This is a genomic window from Aquimarina sp. I32.4 (genome assembly GCF_002924285.1).
In the GTDB taxonomy this organism is placed as follows: Bacteria; Bacteroidota; Bacteroidia; order Flavobacteriales; family Flavobacteriaceae; genus Aquimarina.
The window spans coordinates 30,535-47,176 of record NZ_PGUB01000033.1; the positions used below are offsets into that span (position 1 = coordinate 30,535).

14 protein-coding genes are annotated in these 16,642 nt (G+C 32.4%); 6 read left to right on the forward strand and 8 right to left on the reverse strand.

Going from position 1 to position 16,642, the window contains the following annotated elements; all coding sequences use genetic code 11:
• Positions 1-48: 48 nt before the first annotated feature.
• The 3 genes from leuD to CVD18_RS09440 all read right to left on the reverse strand — a co-directional run bounded on the left by leuD (position 49) and on the right by CVD18_RS09440 (position 3,283).
• A complete protein-coding gene (gene leuD / locus CVD18_RS09430) occupies positions 49-636 on the reverse strand; it encodes a 3-isopropylmalate dehydratase small subunit (RefSeq protein WP_103865193.1) in 588 nt (195 codons plus the stop codon).
• A gap of 2 nt (positions 637-638) precedes the next feature.
• Positions 639-2,021, reverse strand: a complete 1,383-nt coding sequence (gene leuC / locus CVD18_RS09435) for a 3-isopropylmalate dehydratase large subunit (protein ID WP_103865194.1) — start codon at positions 2,019-2,021, stop codon at positions 639-641.
• A gap of 89 nt (positions 2,022-2,110) precedes the next feature.
• Positions 2,111-3,283 carry a 2-isopropylmalate synthase gene (locus CVD18_RS09440; RefSeq protein ID WP_103865195.1) on the reverse strand — a complete coding sequence of 391 codons (1,173 nt, stop codon included), beginning with the start codon at positions 3,281-3,283 and terminating at the stop codon, positions 2,111-2,113.
• Positions 3,284-3,490: 207 nt separating this feature from the next.
• Between CVD18_RS09440 and CVD18_RS09445 the strand changes: the two genes are divergently transcribed.
• From CVD18_RS09445 to CVD18_RS09455, 3 genes are all read left to right on the forward strand, one after another.
• Positions 3,491-5,035 (forward strand): hypothetical protein, encoded by a 1,545-nt coding sequence (locus CVD18_RS09445; RefSeq protein ID WP_103865196.1) that lies wholly within the window; start codon positions 3,491-3,493, stop codon positions 5,033-5,035.
• A 34-nt stretch (positions 5,036-5,069) separates the two neighbouring features.
• Positions 5,070-5,927 carry a DMT family transporter gene (locus CVD18_RS09450; RefSeq protein WP_199185066.1) on the forward strand — a complete coding sequence of 286 codons (858 nt, stop codon included), beginning with the start codon at positions 5,070-5,072 and terminating at the stop codon, positions 5,925-5,927.
• Positions 5,928-6,049: 122 nt separating this feature from the next.
• Entirely contained in the window at positions 6,050-6,592 is a 543-nt protein-coding gene (locus tag CVD18_RS09455) for a hypothetical protein (protein WP_103865197.1), read from the forward strand.
• A gap of 124 nt (positions 6,593-6,716) precedes the next feature.
• On the opposite strand, the gene CVD18_RS09460 is transcribed toward CVD18_RS09455, so the two are convergent.
• The 4 genes from CVD18_RS09460 to panB are packed head-to-tail and all read right to left on the reverse strand — an operon-like array spanning position 6,717 to position 11,320.
• Positions 6,717-7,577: a hypothetical protein gene (locus tag CVD18_RS09460; RefSeq protein ID WP_103865198.1), complete on the reverse strand. Its 861-nt coding sequence runs from the start codon at positions 7,575-7,577 to the stop codon at positions 6,717-6,719.
• A gap of 19 nt (positions 7,578-7,596) precedes the next feature.
• Positions 7,597-8,289, reverse strand: a complete 693-nt coding sequence (locus CVD18_RS09465; protein WP_103865199.1) for an RluA family pseudouridine synthase — start codon at positions 8,287-8,289, stop codon at positions 7,597-7,599.
• A complete protein-coding gene (locus CVD18_RS09470) occupies positions 8,264-10,498 on the reverse strand; it encodes a hypothetical protein (protein ID WP_103865200.1) in 2,235 nt (744 codons plus the stop codon). The genes CVD18_RS09465 and CVD18_RS09470 overlap by 26 nt, the downstream gene beginning before the upstream one ends.
• Before the next feature lie 3 nt (positions 10,499-10,501).
• Positions 10,502-11,320 carry a 3-methyl-2-oxobutanoate hydroxymethyltransferase gene (panB, locus tag CVD18_RS09475; protein ID WP_103865201.1) on the reverse strand — a complete coding sequence of 273 codons (819 nt, stop codon included), beginning with the start codon at positions 11,318-11,320 and terminating at the stop codon, positions 10,502-10,504.
• A 163-nt stretch (positions 11,321-11,483) separates the two neighbouring features.
• Between panB and CVD18_RS09480 the strand changes: the two genes are divergently transcribed.
• Complete coding sequence (locus CVD18_RS09480) at positions 11,484-11,963, forward strand: nuclear transport factor 2 family protein (protein WP_103865202.1); 480 nt, start codon at positions 11,484-11,486, stop codon at positions 11,961-11,963.
• Positions 11,964-11,999: 36 nt separating this feature from the next.
• On the opposite strand, the gene CVD18_RS09485 is transcribed toward CVD18_RS09480, so the two are convergent.
• The gene (locus CVD18_RS09485) at positions 12,000-13,424 is read right to left on the reverse strand and encodes an L-serine ammonia-lyase (protein WP_103865203.1); all 1,425 of its coding nucleotides are present in this window, start codon (positions 13,422-13,424) and stop codon (positions 12,000-12,002) included.
• Positions 13,425-13,652: 228 nt separating this feature from the next.
• Here CVD18_RS09485 and dnaK point away from each other — a divergent pair, with 228 nt between their 5' ends.
• Entirely contained in the window at positions 13,653-15,572 is a 1,920-nt protein-coding gene (gene dnaK / locus CVD18_RS09490) for a molecular chaperone DnaK (RefSeq protein ID WP_103865204.1), read from the forward strand.
• A gap of 804 nt (positions 15,573-16,376) precedes the next feature.
• Positions 16,377-16,642 (forward strand): hypothetical protein (locus CVD18_RS09495; protein WP_146052746.1); only part of this gene is annotated, 266 nt, incomplete at its 3' end.

The following is a 16,642-nucleotide window of genomic DNA, read 5'->3' on the forward strand; positions in this document are numbered from 1 at the left end:
TCGCTTTATGATTATGTATATAAGCTCAGTGAAACATTATTGTATTAGTTATACTTTGGCATTTTCAAATTCTTCAATTTCTTTTTTATTACTGATTAAAAAATCAATATCATCATACCCATTTGTTAAACAGGTCTTTTTATATGGATTAATCTCGAATATAGCAGAAGATTCAGTAGATAGAATTGTTATTGTTTGCGTATCAAGGTCTACTTCGAATTTTGCATTGGCATTGTTTTCGATTTCAGTAAATAATTCCTTTAGATATTCAGGAGTTACTTGTATGGGTAATACCCCATTATTAAGAGCATTTCCTTTAAAAATATCTGCAAAAAAACTAGATACGACTACTTTAAAGCCAAAATCATTGATCGCCCATGCAGCATGTTCTCTACTAGATCCACACCCAAAATTATCTCCTGCAATCAATATTGTGCCATTGTACTTAGAATTATTGAGAATAAAATCATTATTTACGGTTCCATCTTTATGAAATCTCCAGTCTCTAAATAGATTTTCTCCAAAGCCATCACGGCTAGTCGCTTTCAAGAAACGAGCAGGAATAATCTGATCTGTATCTACATTCTCTATGGATAAAGGTATGGCAGAAGATGTTAATTTGGTAAACTTATCCATAATTAATTTAATTGTTTTGTGATATCAATAATTTTTCCCTCTATTGCTGTTGCAGCGGCAACTAATGGGCTTGCTAGAATTGTTCTTGCACCTTGCCCTTGTCTACCCTCAAAGTTTCTATTGGATGTAGAGACACAATATTCACCTTCAGGTATTTTGTCATCATTCATAGCAAGACAAGCTGAACAACCAGGTTGGCGTAATCTAAATCCAGCTTCTTCAAAAACTTCTTTTAATCCTTCTTTGACAATTTGTTGAGCTACTTGTTGTGACCCAGGAACAAACCATGCGGTTACATTGGTAGCTTTTTTCTTGCCCTTGATATAATCTGCAGCAATTCTAAAATCCTCGATTCTACTATTTGTACAACTACCAATAAATACGTAGTTTATTTTTTGATTTACAAGAGATTGTCCTTTTTCAAAATTCATATAGGCTAATGATTTTTCAAAAGAAGCATTATCCTCTACAGGTATATTTTCTGAGATTTTTATTCCCATTCCTGGATTAGTACCATAAGTGATCATTGGTTCAATGTCTTCAGCATCAAAATGATATTCTTTGTCAAAGACAGCACCTTCATCTGTAGGTAGTGTTCTCCAGTAAGCTACTTTTTTATCAAATTCTGCTTCTTTAGGGGCAAATTCTCTTCCTTTTACATATTCAAATGTAGTTTCGTCAGGAGCAATCATTCCTCCACGAGCTCCCATTTCTATACTCATGTTACAAACCGTCATACGACCTTCCATAGACATGTCTGAGAATACATTTCCTGCATATTCACAGAAATATCCAGTACCAGCATTTGTTCCTAGTTTTGCTATAATATAAAGAATAACATCTTTTGGTAAAACACCTGGTTTTAACTGCCCATTGACACTTACTCTTAAGCTTTTTGGCTTTTGTAGCAATAGACATTGACTGGCAAATACTTGTGCTACTTGGCTGGTTCCTATACCAAATGCAATGGTGCCAAATGCACCATGAGTAGAGGTATGGCTATCACCACAAACCATCGTCATTCCAGGTTGAGTAATCCCTAATTCTGGAGCCATTACGTGAACAATACCATTATATTTATGACCTAGACCATAAAGGGTAATCTCATTTTTTTTACAGTTTTTGGTAAGCTGTTCTAGTTGGTTTCTGGATAAATCATCTCTTACAGGTAGGTGTTGATTTTCTGTAGGAGTATTGTGATCTGCTGTAGCTACAATTTGATTTGGTCTGAAAACAGGGATTTCACGCTGTTCTAATTCTCCAAAAGCTTGTGGGCTGGTAACTTCATGTATCAGGTGCTTATCGATATATAATATCTGTGGGCCGTTCTGTATCTCTTTGACGACATGCGCATCCCAAACTTTATCAAATAAGGTTTTCTTCATTAATTAACTGTTTAGACCTGTCATACTTTTATTACTCATGTTGAGATATCTGTTTAACAGATCTTGTAAGGTATTTTTTCTATATTATATTAGGCAACAACTGCGGCTGCTACATTTGTATTTTTCATAATTTGATGAATATCTTCATCTAGAATTTCTTTTTTACGATCTGCAAATTTCAGAAATTCTAAGTAAACATCATCCAATTGAAGCTTAGTTAATTCATAACCAACTTTTTTTGATCTATATGCCAAAGCTGCTCTACCGCTTCTTGCGGTAAGTACAATTGCAGACTCTGTTACACCAACTTCTGCGGGATCAATGATCTCATATGTCTCACGGTTTTTTATAACTCCATCTTGATGGATTCCAGAACTATGAGCAAATGCATTTGCACCCACGATAGCTTTGTTTGGTTGTACCATCATACCCATATGATCAGATACCATTTGGCTGGTAGCATATAGCAATCTAGAATCAATATCTGTATTGATATTCAAATATGGATGTTGTTTCATAATCATCACTACTTCCTCTAAGGCAGTATTACCAGCACGCTCACCAATACCATTAATAGTACATTCTATTTGTCGTGCACCATTAATTGCCCCAACAATTGAATTAGCTGTCGCCAGTCCCAAATCATTATGGCAATGGCAAGAGATAATAACATTATCAATTCCAGTTACGTTTTCTTTAAGATATTTTATTTTGGCACCATACTCTTCTGGTAGGCAATATCCTGTCGTATCAGGAATGTTAAGCACAGTAGCTCCAGCTTTGATCATAGCCTCACATACACGAGCCAAAAACTCATTGTCAGTTCGCCCAGCATCTTCAGCATAAAACTCTACATCTTCTACAAAGGATTTTGCATATTTTACAGCAGCAATTCCTCTTTCTATAACTTTATCCCTAGTTGTGTTGAACTTGTATTTAATATGAGAATCAGAAGTACCTATTCCTGTATGGATTCTTGGCCTCTTTGCATATTGTAATGCTTCTGCAGCAACTTTGATATCGTTCTCTACAGCTCTGGTAAGTCCACAGACTGTTGCATTTTTGACAACTTTAGCAATCTCATTTACCGAGGCAAAATCTCCAGGACTAGATACAGGAAACCCTGCTTCTATAATATCTACACCCAAAAGATCCAGTTGTTCTGCAATGACTAATTTTTGTTGTGTGTTTAGTTTACATCCAGGGACTTGTTCTCCGTCTCTTAAGGTTGTGTCGAATATTTGAACTTTATTATTACTCATATAAATACAGTGAATTTTGCTTTTAATTAATTTTTAAAAACACCATCTTTTTAAAATATTATCAAAAGATGTTTCATTAATCTATTACGAATTTATATTTTGGGAATTCAAAAGATAGGTGTTTGATTATTGATTTTACAATGCTAAAATCTTTCGATAAAAACATAACTTTCTTTTAATCAGTTAACTATATGATATTTTCTTACAATGACTAATGAGCAAAAAGATCCTTTGTTTGTTTTGGTTAAATCATTATCCAAATCAGAAAAGAGACAATTTAAAGTATACGTGGGACGATTAGGGGTAAATACTGATTCTAAATTCTTAGCACTGTTTAATCATTTGGATAAAAGTGATACGATGGATGAAGATGTTATTGTTGCTAAAGGAATCGTAAAAAAACAACAATTCTCTAATCTCAAAGCACATTTGTATAAACAAATACTGATTAGTTTACGATTAAGCCCATTACATCAAAATATACGTTCACAGATACGAGAGCAGTTAGATTTTGCTTCAATATTATATCATAAAGGATTGTATAAGCAAAGTTTGAAAATACTGGATAAAGCAAAAATACAGGCAAAAGAAAATGAAGAACATAATATTGCCTATGAGATAGTAGAGTTAGAGAAGATTATTGAAACACAGTATATAACCAGAAGTATCAATAATAGGGCTGATGAATTGACCGTTGAGGCTAAGGTATTGAGTATAAAAAATGTATTAACCAGTAAACTATCTAATTTATCATTGCAGTTATATGGTTTAATGCTAAAAAGCGGATATGTAAGAAATGATAAAGAACATAATGAAGTAACTAATTATTTTTATAGTAAACTCCCAAAATATGAATGGAATATGCTGGGATTTAGAGAGAAATTATGGTTGTATAAAGCACATCTATGGTATAGCTTTATTGTTCAAGATTTTTTATCATGTTATAAATATTCAAAAAAATGGCTCGATCTTTTTTATGAACATCCAAAAATGGTGAACCAGAATCCTGTATTTTTCTTGAGAGGGAATCACTATTTATTAGAATCACTATATCTGATAAAAGATAGAACACAGCTAAAATCTACTTTGATAGAGTTCGAAAAAACTATTAGTGATTCTTCGTTTCCTAACGATGATAATATAGAGGTACTATCATTTCAGTTTATATATAATAATAAGCTTAATGTGCATTTCCTAGAGGGGAGTTTTGAAGATGGAGAATATATGGTAGAGGAAATCCTAAAAGGAATATCAGAATTCAAAAATAGATTAGATGATCATCACATTATGGTGCTTTATTACAAAATTGGATGTCTTTATTTTGGAATGGCCAATCATAAGAAGTGTATAGAGTATTTGAGCAAGATTATCAATAATAAGTCGTTAAAGATGAGAGAAGACCTGATGTGCTTTTCTAGAGTGTTAAGCTTGGTGGCTCATTATGAGGCAGGAATGGATTATCATTTGGAAAGTCAATTGAAGGAAACATATCGATTTCTGATTAAAATGGATGATTTGCATGAAGTACAAAAAGAAATGATAAAATTTCTTAAAAATCTAGGGGATATTTTTCCTCATCAGATTAAGGATGAATTCAAGAAATTACACAAAAGGCTGAAACAGTATGAAAATCATCCTTATGAAAAAAGAGCATTTTTATACTTGGATATCCTTTCTTGGTTAGAAAGTAATATAGAAGGAAGGCCAGTTGCAGACATTATTAAAGAAAAAGCAAAGAAGCAAGTACGATAATTGATTATTTATAAAGACAAATAGATTAGCTATTATGCAAAAAAAACTACATGTAAAAAATCTTCTAGAGCTCAATTTGGCAATGCTATTTATTGCTACCTCAGGGGCACTAGGAAGATACATTGATATGCCAGTACCAGTGATTATTGGTTTTAGAGCGTTAATGGCAGGAGTATTATTATTTGTTTTCTGTAAATGGAAAGGAGTTTCATTTAGAACCAGTAGTAAAGATCGTCCAACAATTATTCTGAGTGGAGTATTAATGGGGTTGCATTGGATTACTTATTTTTATGCTTTAAAATTGTCTAATGTTGCAATAGGGATGCTTTCTATATTTACATATCCTGTTATAACTGCTTTATTAGAACCTATATTATTAAAAACAAAGTTTCAAAAAGTACATTTATTATTAGCACTATTAGTGCTAATAGGAATTTATTTTCTTGTCCCCGATTTAGATTTTAGTAATTCATATACAAAAGCTGTATTATTAGGAATACTTTCTGCGATATGTTATTCATTCCGAAATCTTATTATGAAAACCAAGGTAGGTAATTATAATGGTTCTGTATTGATGTGGTATCAATTGGTGGTGATAGGTATATGTCTTTTACCATTCTTATTTTTAATGGACAGTTCAGGTATAAAAGAACAGTGGTTCCCTACTTTGATCCTCGCTTTACTCACAACTGCGATAGGTCATACCTTGTTTTTGGCAAGTTTTAAGCGATTTTCAATTACAACAGCGAGTATTATAAGTAGTGTGCAACCCATATATGGTATTATTATAGGGATGATTTTTTTAGGAGAGATTCCAGTGTTTTCTACGATAATTGGTGGGGTATTGATTCTCATTTCTGTGGTGATAGAGAGTATACGTACTTATCGCTAATCTATACTATAGTTTAAGAAACAGGACTTGTTTTTTTGAAATAAATAATGCCAGTTTCAAAAAACGGGACTTCTGTAGTTTACTTTTGCGGTACAAACTAAAATATAAATAGATTTATTATTATGAAAATTAAATTTTTAAGTACCGTATTTCTTTTCACAGTTTTATTTACTTCATGCTCCAAAGATGATGATGCGGGAACACCAGATACTGGTGGTGAAACAGAAACTACTATTCTTTCGTATGCTAATGTTGAATTTACGTTTGACGATTCTGCACGTTTTTTTGCAACGAGTACAGGTACAATGTATGGAGCGTTTAAAATTGATGCAGATGCAGCAAAAATTATTGATTTAGCAGGGGATAGTGGTACAGATTTTATTGCTTTTATAAGCCCATCGGCAGAAGGAGCTACCATTCCTAATGGAACAAAAACAAAAATACAACATACAGGTGTCTCTATGACAGTAGCTCAGTTTGATGAGATAAAAGATGATAGTGTACTCAAAAAACTTACTGTAGTTGATGATAATGATTCTGTAGCTATTTCTTCTCATAAGGAAAAAATAATTCTTTTTGAAAATGCAACAGGTAAAAAAGGAGCAATCAAAATGACGGCTATCAACTCAGAAAGATTAAAAGTTGATATTAAGGTTATGAAATAGTATTTATTCTATAGGATTATATAAATATGGCTGTCTTTTTAGACAGTCTTATTATATATGTAAGGTAAATAGAAACGAAGTGTTCTAAGAGAAACATGATGTAAGCTAGAAACTCTCTGTATGTTTATGATATTTGCTTATTATATTTGGGGGCAATCCATTTTGTGTAGATAAAAAATTCTATTAGTGGAGTTGCCATCATTAGAATTAGTAGAAGTAATAGCGGTTTTACTATGTTATAGTATTGTGAAGAAAGGATATCATGAACCCAAAGATCTAATTTTTCTAAAACTATTTTTTCTAAATCTTCATATCCTACTTCTAATAAAAAATCAATAACCACTTTAAATTCATCATATGATAAGGAATCAGAGACATCAATATGAGCACCTTTTCCTGCAGCTGTAGTAATCATATTGTATAATACAAAGGTGTAGATCTCTTCTCCGTAGTGATTGAGCAGGAATGTTGCCAATTTATTTTCTACAGAACCGACGAACGATTCGTTTTTAATTTCTTTTTTTTTATAATGATCTTTAAGAAATGTGATAAAATCGGTTGAATTAGACTCTGTTTCCATAGCTAAGACTTGAAGAGAAATTAAAAACTTCTGCTTTTCTTGTTCGTTTTCAAAAATATAGCCTAATGACTTAGTGTAAATGCTAGTTACTATAGCAGGACGTTCTGTATCTACTATTTTGTATATACCACGTATCAAACCCCATTGTCCAAACACATACAACATTCCAATCATTAATAGTGGAATATATAGTTTTACAGCCCAGTTATAATATCTGGGAGTTCTTTTAAAAATACCTTTTCGATATAAAACAATACAATAGATAATAGATATAATAAAGCCTAAAAATAAAAAAAGAATACAATTTAAAATTAAAGTCCCAGAATGGGGTAGTACTATATCTCTAATGATTTCCCATAGAGATCTCCAATCGATTTGATCTAATAAGTTTAACGATGATTCCATTGTTGTATTTATTATTTTATTAGCAAATATCCCAGATGCTATCTGATGGAGGAGGGGCAATGATAGATAATGACTCTTTTTTTACAGGGTGAATAAAAGTGAGTTTTCTGGCATGTAAATGTATGCTACCATCTTTATTACTTCTATCAGCTCCATATTTGAGATCCCCTTTGATAATACAGCCTATAGCAGATAACTGAGAACGTATCTGGTGATGACGACCTGTATGCAAAGTAACCTCAAGTAAGTTGTAATTAGTAAGTTTTTTTATGAGTTGATAATCTAAAATAGCTTTCTTGCTATCTGGCACTTCATTTTTATTAGCGTATGATTTATTTTGTTTAGGATTACGTTTTAGCCAATGTATAAGTGTATCATTTTCTTTAGGCGGAAAATCCTTTACCACCGCCCAATATGTTTTTTGTGCTTCTTTATTTGCAAATAATGCATTGAGTCTGGGTAGTGCTTTACTTGTTCTGGCAAATACTACGATACCACTTGTAGGACGATCTAGTCTGTGTACTACACCAAGATAAACTGCACCTGGTTTATTGTACTTTTTAGCAATATAAGCTTTCACAATTTCGCTAAGTGGAGTATCCCCAGTTTTATCACCCTGTACAATATCTCCTGGACGTTTATTTACTATGATAATATGATTATCTTCATAAAGAACCTGAAGATTATTATCGTTTGTTATCACCTTTCTCATTGGTTGAAACCTTTACTTCTTTCCATTTTTTGAATATCGGAATTGAAATTTTAGAAGGAATACCTTTAAATTTTAGTAAAAAATCTTCATTCTCTTTTTTGATGTCATATTCTAACTCTAAATCAAATTCATCTTTACCACAAAAAAAACCTTTTTTTTGTAAATGCTTGTTAGAAGATAATGATGATAGAATTTTAAACGTTGATGCATCAACTTTCTGTAAATAGTCTAAATTGTTTTGTATTTCTATTTCATTTACTTCTGTTGGATAAATGATTTTTATCTCATTTTCTGATTTATTGTCATAGTCAGTATGTTGATTTATAGTAATATAATCAGGATAGATGTCAAAATTGGAATCATCATAGATTTTATTATTTATACTTAATTTAGCAGATAGACTATTTCTAAAAAGAGGTAATTTATTTCTAAACCTATGAAAATCAATAGTAGTGTCGATAAATACTTCGGTATCAGTTTTAAATTTTAAATTATTATTTCTAGAATACTTGGTAGTTTCTTTTTGGTTTCTAGATATAATTTTTTCATCAGAGATCTTTTGATATTGATCTATGTATTCTACGGTTAATGTTTTGACTTTATCCTTAAAATAGTAATGATAAATATAACTTCCTTCATTTTCATCGGCTTGTTGGTAGAGAAAAAGATCAATATTGGAGATGCTGTCAATTGATTTGCCAGATAAATATTCTACATTATTAAAAGCACTACTTTTTCGCCCTAATACTGAAGGTCGAATTTCTATATCTTGGCTATTATAAAAGCTTAGTGAACGGTGCTTTCCTCTAATGGAGATAATGGTATCATCAAATTTTAGAATTTTAAAAGGTAATGTATTAGAAAGATTTTTTTTCAAAAAATTCTTTTTGGTAATCGTTGTTTTATTTGTGCTTACAGGAAAGCGTATGCTATAAAAAAGTTTTAGACTATCGTTGTAACTTAATGTTTCATCACGTAAATAAGTAAAACGACCATTAGAGAAATATGTATTCCCGTCATGGTAATTGGATTTGTAAGCCTTGTTTAGTATATGGATTTTATGTTGGGTACTAAGATTAATTAGGCTGTCTGACGATAGGATAACTATATGTTCTTTAAAAGGTAAACAACTGTATGATATTAATGTTAAATCTTTTTCTCCTATAAGGTCATCTAGAATGTTATCATCTAGAATATATGTTTTTTTTAGCCCTTTGTTTAATTGGATAAGGTTATCTTTTTTTAAAAACAAAGGCGTTTTATACTTATACCATGAAAAGGGAGAAGTAAGAAATTCTTGTGAAAAAGGAACTTCTTTATTGTGATATTTTTTTTGTATTTCTGATCCGTAGCTCAATAACCCATTAGAATAAGCATTTTTGACATAATTGGTGTTATTACTGTTACTAGTATCAACCTTTTCTACATTAGATGAAATAGTTGTATTGTCTTTTAGTGTAGTGTGAGTTCTTATACGTAGTGGTAATCCTGTAGTGAGGTCAATTGTAGTGGTTCCTTGAGTTTTAATAGTGTCATTTGTTGTTGGAACAATTCCCGTCCCTTTATGATAAAGTAGCGCCTCTTCTTTGGTGATATTCTTAACGTAATATGTGGTTTTAAAAACAATACTATCATTGGTAAGTAACTTTAATTTTTTATCTACTATCCAAGAAGATCCTAGCTTTAATTTTTTATCTACATAAGAAAGATCTAGATTGGCATTAGTGCTTTTTAAAAGCTCTTTGATTTTTTGAAGTTCTTTTATAGGTTTTTTCAAATCATTATTTGGAAAAACAAATGCGTTATTATAGATTTTCCCCTTTTTATTTATATGAAAAGAATGTTTAAAAGATTTTATAGTTTTTGTTATTCCATCTACTATGTCAGGGTAATCTTTGGAATAATTTCGAGATAATGAAAATTGCATCTTTTCATTAAACTTTAAACTCAAATCTAGAATTTGTTCAGTAACCTTAAATGTTTTGTTAGGGCTCTTTTCAAAAGTAAGAGATTCTGTTCCCAAAAAGTTAGCTGTAAAATCTTTTGAGCTAGAATTTCTATGATTCTTATTGGTAATTAAAAATTCCCAGTTGTAGTAGTAAGGTGAATTGGTTTTAGGGTTTAGTTTAATTATTTCTTTTGTTTGTGCTCCTCCCAGAATAGAACTTCCTCCAAGAATAATTAAGAAAATTTTTTTAAGAATTCTCATAAATTAATATTGCTCAGTATCATTAGGAAAATCTACCGCCTTAACATCTGTAACATATTGTTTAAAAGCATTTGTCATTTCAGAATATAAATCGAGGTAGCGTCTTAAAAAACGAGGATTAAATTCATGCGTCATTCCTAACATATCATGAGTAACCAATACCTGGCCATCAACTCCATTTCCTGCTCCTATACCAATAATTGGTATAGTAAGGCTTTCTGCAACCTCTTTGGCTAATTTGGCAGGGACTTTCTCTAATACAATAGCAAAACATCCTGATTTTTGAAGCATGAGTGCATCTTCCTTTAATTTCTTAGCCTCTTCTTCTTCTTTAGCACGTACCGTATACGTCCCAAATTTATATATAGATTGAGGGGTAAGACCAAGATGTCCCATAACAGGTATACCTGCATTAAGAATTCGACGTATCGATTCTTTTACTTCTTTTCCTCCTTCTAATTTTACAGCATGTCCACCTGATTCTTTCATGATGCGGATTGCAGAACGCAACGCCTCTTTTGGGTCGCTTTGGTAACTCCCAAAAGGTAGGTCAACAACAATTAATGCGCGATGAATTGCTCTGATAACAGAAGATGCATGATAGATCATTTGATCCAATGTAATAGGTAGTGTAGTTTCATGACCCGCCATCACGTTGGATGCAGAGTCACCTACAAGAATTACATCTACACCTGCACCGTCTACAATTTTGGCCATTGTATAATCATAAGCCGTTAGCATAGATATTTTTTCTTTATTAGCTTTCATCTCTATCAGAGATTTTACAGTAACGCGCTTATAATCTTTTTTTGCTGTGGACATTTTAAATTATTTTTTGGATTGTAAAAGTAATGAATTACCTATAATATGGTAATAAGTGTTTTGATTTTTTGATGTCTCTTTTATAAGAATAGTATAAAAATTACAAACTTTAAAAATAATTAAAACCTTATTTTTATATTCAATTCAGAAAACCATCATTATTATGTATAAAGTATCATTGATAGTTATGTTATTATTTTGGGGAAGTGTCTTTTCTCAAAAAAGTGTTGCTAGAGAAGATGTCAGTCGTTATAAAAAAGAAGTAAAGCATACGATTTTAGAGTTTTTTGAAGGTTTTCATTCTGGGGATACGGCCAAGATAAGAATGACTATAGATGCAAACATTGCTCTACAAACGATTGTAAAAACAAAAGAAGGTAAGATAAAAGCAGTTCAAGTTGATATAGCAAAAGTATTGACCACAATTCATAACAGGCCCAAAGAACAAAAGTGGGATGAGCGATTATTAGGTTTCAAAATAGAGGCAGATGCATCGATCGCAAATGTTTGGACTCCATATGAGTTTTATGTGAATGATACATTTAGTCACTGTGGAGTTAATATGTTTCAGTTATTTAATGATGGTACTGCTTGGCGAATACTAGCAATTACAGATACCAGACATAAAGACACATGTAAATAAAGTATAGAAATCCTAATTAATTACTGTGATAAAAGCTTAACAATCACTTAAACTCACTTTTATAGCCAAACCACCCTCACTGGTCTCTTTATATTTTGTATGCATATCCTGAGCCGTTTCCCACATTGTTTCAATAACTTTGTCTAAAGGCACCTTAGCATTTGCAGCATCAGTATCCAGTGCCATTTCGCAAGCATTAATAGCTTTTATAGCTCCCATTGCATTTCTTTCTATACAAGGAATTTGTACGAGTCCACCAATAGGATCACATGTTAATCCTAGATGGTGCTCCATAGCAATTTCACTTGCTATTAGTACTTGTTCTGGACTTCCACCCATAAGTTCAGTTAATGCACCTGCGGCCATTGCAGAAGAAACACCAATTTCTGCTTGACAACCTCCCATTGCAGCCGAAATAGTCGCTCCTTTTTTGAAAAGACTTCCGATTTCTCCAGCAACAAGCATAAATTGTTTTATATCATCAAAATTTGCATCATGATTCTCTATAACCATATAATACATCATCACAGCAGGAATAACTCCTGCACTTCCGTTGGTAGGAGCAGTAACCACACGCCCTAATGAAGCATTTACCTCATTTACAGCCAAAGCAAAACAAGATACCCATTTAAGTATTTGACGAAACTTTACTTCTGTATTACGGATCGCTTCAATCCATTCTTGAGGAGATGTATAGGATTGATTACCGATTAGTTTTTTATGAGTATCATATGCCCTACGTCTTACATTTAATCCACCAGGTAGTGTGCCTTCTGTGTGACAACCAGTATACATAGATTCTAGCATTACTTGCCAAACTTGTGCAATTCCTGTATCTATTTGCGAAGCATTTTTTAGAGAGAATTCATTCTCTAACACAATTTTAGATATTTTTTTGTTCTTAGTGCTACAATATGCCAAAAGATCAGTAGCCTTTTGGATAGGCATAGGGAATTTATGAAACTCTTCTAGTTTTTTCTCTTTTCTTTTTCGTTCCTCTTTTACTACAAAGCCTCCACCAATAGAATAAAAAGAAGAAGAAATCACTTCTCCATTTTTTAGGGTACCATGAAAAGTCATACCATTGGGGTGAAATTCTTTGAAGTCTCTATTAAAAACAATGTGTATTTGAGGATCAAAAGTTATCTGTAACTCATTATTAAATGGCAGTGTTTTAGAAGATGTAATTGTATCAATAATAGAATCGATAGTCGATACATCAATAGTTGTGGGGTCATATCCACATAACCCTAGTATTACTGCGATATCTGTAGCATGTCCTTTTCCTGTTAAAGAGAGAGAGCCAAAAAGATCAACGGTAATAGAAGTTACTGATTCAAAAATCGTAGCTTCTTTTAGTTCTTCTATCCATCTTCCTCCTGCACGCCAAGGGCCTAATGTGTGTGAGCTTGAAGGCCCTACACCTATTTTGAGCATATCAAAAACACTGATGCATTCCATAATATGTAATTATTGATAAAAATTTGCGGGTAAATATAGTTTTTTGGTAACAAAGAAACTTGTTTTTTAAAGAATAGTTAATACTCTCTATTATTTTACTTGTAATTATTTCTAGAAAAGGGTTAAATAACTATAGTGACATCCTGTCATATTGATGCTAATGGCATAATCATTGACTTAACAGGAATAAATTATCATGAACATAAAGTATAACAATTAGTATAAAAGATGAGTAAAATAATAGGAATAGATTTAGGGACAACTAACTCATGTGTTTCTGTAATGGAAGGTAATGAGCCTGTAGTAATCCCTAATGCCGAAGGTAAAAGAACTACTCCTTCTGTCATTGCTTTTGTAGAAGGAGGAGAAATCAAAGTAGGAGACCCTGCAAAACGTCAGGCAGTTACCAACCCAACTAAGACGATCTCTTCTATCAAGAGATTTATGGGCAATAAATTTTCTGAATCTTCAAAAGAAGCAGAAAGAGCAGCATATAAAGTTGTAAAAGGAGACAATAATACACCACGAGTAGATATTGATGGTCGTTTATATACACCACAAGAGTTATCTGCAATGACGCTTCAGAAAATGAAGAAGACAGCAGAGGATTATCTTGGTCAAGATGTAACAAGAGCAGTAATTACTGTGCCTGCATATTTTAATGATTCACAGCGTCAAGCTACCAAAGAAGCAGGAGAGATTGCAGGACTTACAGTAGAGCGAATTATCAATGAGCCTACAGCAGCAGCATTGGCATATGGACTTGATAAAAAAGGTACAGATCAAAAAATTGTTGTTTTTGACTTTGGAGGAGGTACCCATGATGTATCTATCCTTGAATTAGGAGATGGGATTTTTGAGGTATTAGCTACAGATGGTGATACTCACCTTGGAGGAGATGATGTAGATCAAAAAATCATTGATTGGTTAGCAGAAGAGTTTAAGGCAGAAGAAAATATGGATCTAAGACAAGATCCGATGGCTTTACAACGTCTTAAAGAAGCAGCAGAAAAAGCAAAGATAGAATTGTCATCTTCTGCGCAAACAGAAATAAACTTACCATATGTTACGGCTACAGCAAGTGGGCCAAAACACTTAGTAAGGTCATTAACCAAATCAAAATTTGATCAATTAATTGATGATTTGGTAAAACGTACTATAGAACCTTGTCGTACAGCATTAAAGAATGCAGGAATCTCAACTAGTGATATCGACGAAATTATTTTAGTAGGTGGATCTACTCGTATTCCAGCAGTACAGGAAGCAGTAGAAAGCTTTTTTGGAAAATCTCCAAGTAAAGGTGTAAATCCTGATGAGGTTGTTGCAGTTGGAGCGGCAATTCAAGGAGGAGTATTGACAGGAGATGTAAAAGATGTATTGTTATTAGACGTAACTCCGCTTTCTCTTGGTATCGAGACGATGAACAATGTAATGACTAAGCTTATTGAAGCCAATACAACGATACCTACCAAAAAATCACAAGTCTTTTCTACAGCGGCAGATAATCAGCCATCAGTAGAGATTCATGTATTGCAAGGGGATCGTCCTATGGCAGCACATAATAAGACAATTGGTCGTTTCCATTTAGATGGTATTCCACCAGCACAAAGAGGAGTGCCTCAAATTGAAGTTACTTTTGATATCGATGCCAATGGTATTATCAAAGTTTCTGCTACAGATAAGGCTACCAACAAAACTCAAGATATCAGAATTGAAGCTTCTTCAGGTTTGACCGACGAGGAGATCGAGAAAATGAAAAAAGAAGCTGAGGCAAATGCAGATGCTGATAAAGCAGCAAAAGAAACTGCAGATAAGCTTAATGAAGCTGATGGAATGATTTTTCAGACAGAAAAGCAACTTAAAGAATTTGGTGATAAATTATCAGATGATAAGAAAAAACCTATCGAAGAAGCTTTAGAAGAATTGAAAAAAGCGTATGCATCTCAGGATGCTACAGTAATACAGCCTGCTCTAGATAAAATCAATGAAGCATGGAAAGTAGCGAGTGAAGAAATGTACAAAGCTCAAGAAAATGCACAGCAAGGTGGGCAACCAGGCCCTGATGCAGCTACAGGAGGTCAATCTTCTGATGGAGGAGGTTCTGAAGGAAGTGATGTAGAAGATGTAGATTTTGAAGAAGTAAAATAAGTATAGATTACTTTTATAAATACAAAAAATGCGTAGCCAAAAGCTACGCATTTTTTATTGCTGTAATTTGTCAATAATTCGTTTTTGATATCTCATTAGAAAGTTAATTTCAATACTACTATTTTTAACTTTGAAATACTATAGTTATATAAAAATTGTTTCATTATTCTTTAGTGTTATAATTAGGGTTGAACAGAGCTAGTGATAGTAGTTATTTTTGAAAATATTAAAAAAAAACTATTTTTTGAGTTATATTTACCTCATTAGTGTTTGTAATAAAGAATTCTAAAATATCAAACAAAAAATATTGAATACCGAACACCTAATACTGAACATAGAAGTTTTTTTCTCAATATTCATTACTAAAATATTCAATACTAACTCATAAACGAAAAAAAATATCTCAGTTTCAAAAAGCGTGACTACTATGTTGTAGTATTGGGGTATAATTTGACAAAGAAACTGGTACAGTTTATCACAGCATTTTTTGCAAATCTGCCGAGGAAAAATCAAATGTTAAAAAATTTGGCTATTCCAAAAAGAGGAAATAATAGTACGATAAAAAATAAAAACAAAATACAATTAATTGATTTACAGTAATTTAAACACAAAACAAACTATGATTTTAAAAACCAAAAAAGACACTCTAAAAATCGTGAAATCAACCATACAGGGGGTTTTTCCCCTGCTTTTTGGGTTTTGTAGAATCAATTGCATCATTTATATTTAGAGATCAAATAATTGACTATCAAAATAACACACAAACAAAATACAATCAAATCAGTTAACAGTAAAAAATGAATTATGGCCATACAAACTACCACTACCATCTATATCGCCAACAAACAACTGAGTTCCTATAAAACCCTTCAGTTACATCAGGAAATTGATGCTCATCATTCATTAGAGTTGGTATGCCGTACTGATGCAATAGAACAACTCTCTGATGAGCTAATTGGCGAGAGTAAAGAATATATAGGTAGTATTATCACCATACAAGTAAGTGCCAATTCTACTGTAGATAGTTATAGAGAATTAGAATTCAAAGGAGTGGTCACAGGAGTTGAAAC

Excerpts from the sequence above, each read along its gene's own strand:
- dnaK (WP_103865204.1), top strand. The coding sequence starts at position 13,653 with ATGAGTAAAATAATAGGAATAGATTTAGGGACAACTAACTCATGTGTT.
- CVD18_RS09445 (WP_103865196.1), top strand. The coding sequence starts at position 3,491 with ATGACTAATGAGCAAAAAGATCCTTTGTTTGTTTTGGTTAAATCATTA.
- CVD18_RS09455 (WP_103865197.1), top strand. The coding sequence starts at position 6,050 with ATGAAAATTAAATTTTTAAGTACCGTATTTCTTTTCACAGTTTTATTT.
- CVD18_RS09480 (WP_103865202.1), top strand. The coding sequence starts at position 11,484 with ATGTATAAAGTATCATTGATAGTTATGTTATTATTTTGGGGAAGTGTC.
- CVD18_RS09470 (WP_103865200.1), bottom strand. The coding sequence starts at position 10,498 with ATGAGAATTCTTAAAAAAATTTTCTTAATTATTCTTGGAGGAAGTTCT.
- CVD18_RS09465 (WP_103865199.1), bottom strand. The coding sequence starts at position 8,289 with ATGAGAAAGGTGATAACAAACGATAATAATCTTCAGGTTCTTTATGAA.
- CVD18_RS09450 (WP_199185066.1), top strand. The coding sequence starts at position 5,070 with ATGCAAAAAAAACTACATGTAAAAAATCTTCTAGAGCTCAATTTGGCA.
- CVD18_RS09460 (WP_103865198.1), bottom strand. The coding sequence starts at position 7,577 with ATGGAATCATCGTTAAACTTATTAGATCAAATCGATTGGAGATCTCTA.
- panB (WP_103865201.1), bottom strand. The coding sequence starts at position 11,320 with ATGTCCACAGCAAAAAAAGATTATAAGCGCGTTACTGTAAAATCTCTG.
- CVD18_RS09485 (WP_103865203.1), bottom strand. The coding sequence starts at position 13,424 with ATGGAATGCATCAGTGTTTTTGATATGCTCAAAATAGGTGTAGGGCCT.
- leuC (WP_103865194.1), bottom strand. The coding sequence starts at position 2,021 with ATGAAGAAAACCTTATTTGATAAAGTTTGGGATGCGCATGTCGTCAAA.
- CVD18_RS09440 (WP_103865195.1), bottom strand. The coding sequence starts at position 3,283 with ATGAGTAATAATAAAGTTCAAATATTCGACACAACCTTAAGAGACGGA.
- leuD (WP_103865193.1), bottom strand. The coding sequence starts at position 636 with ATGGATAAGTTTACCAAATTAACATCTTCTGCCATACCTTTATCCATA.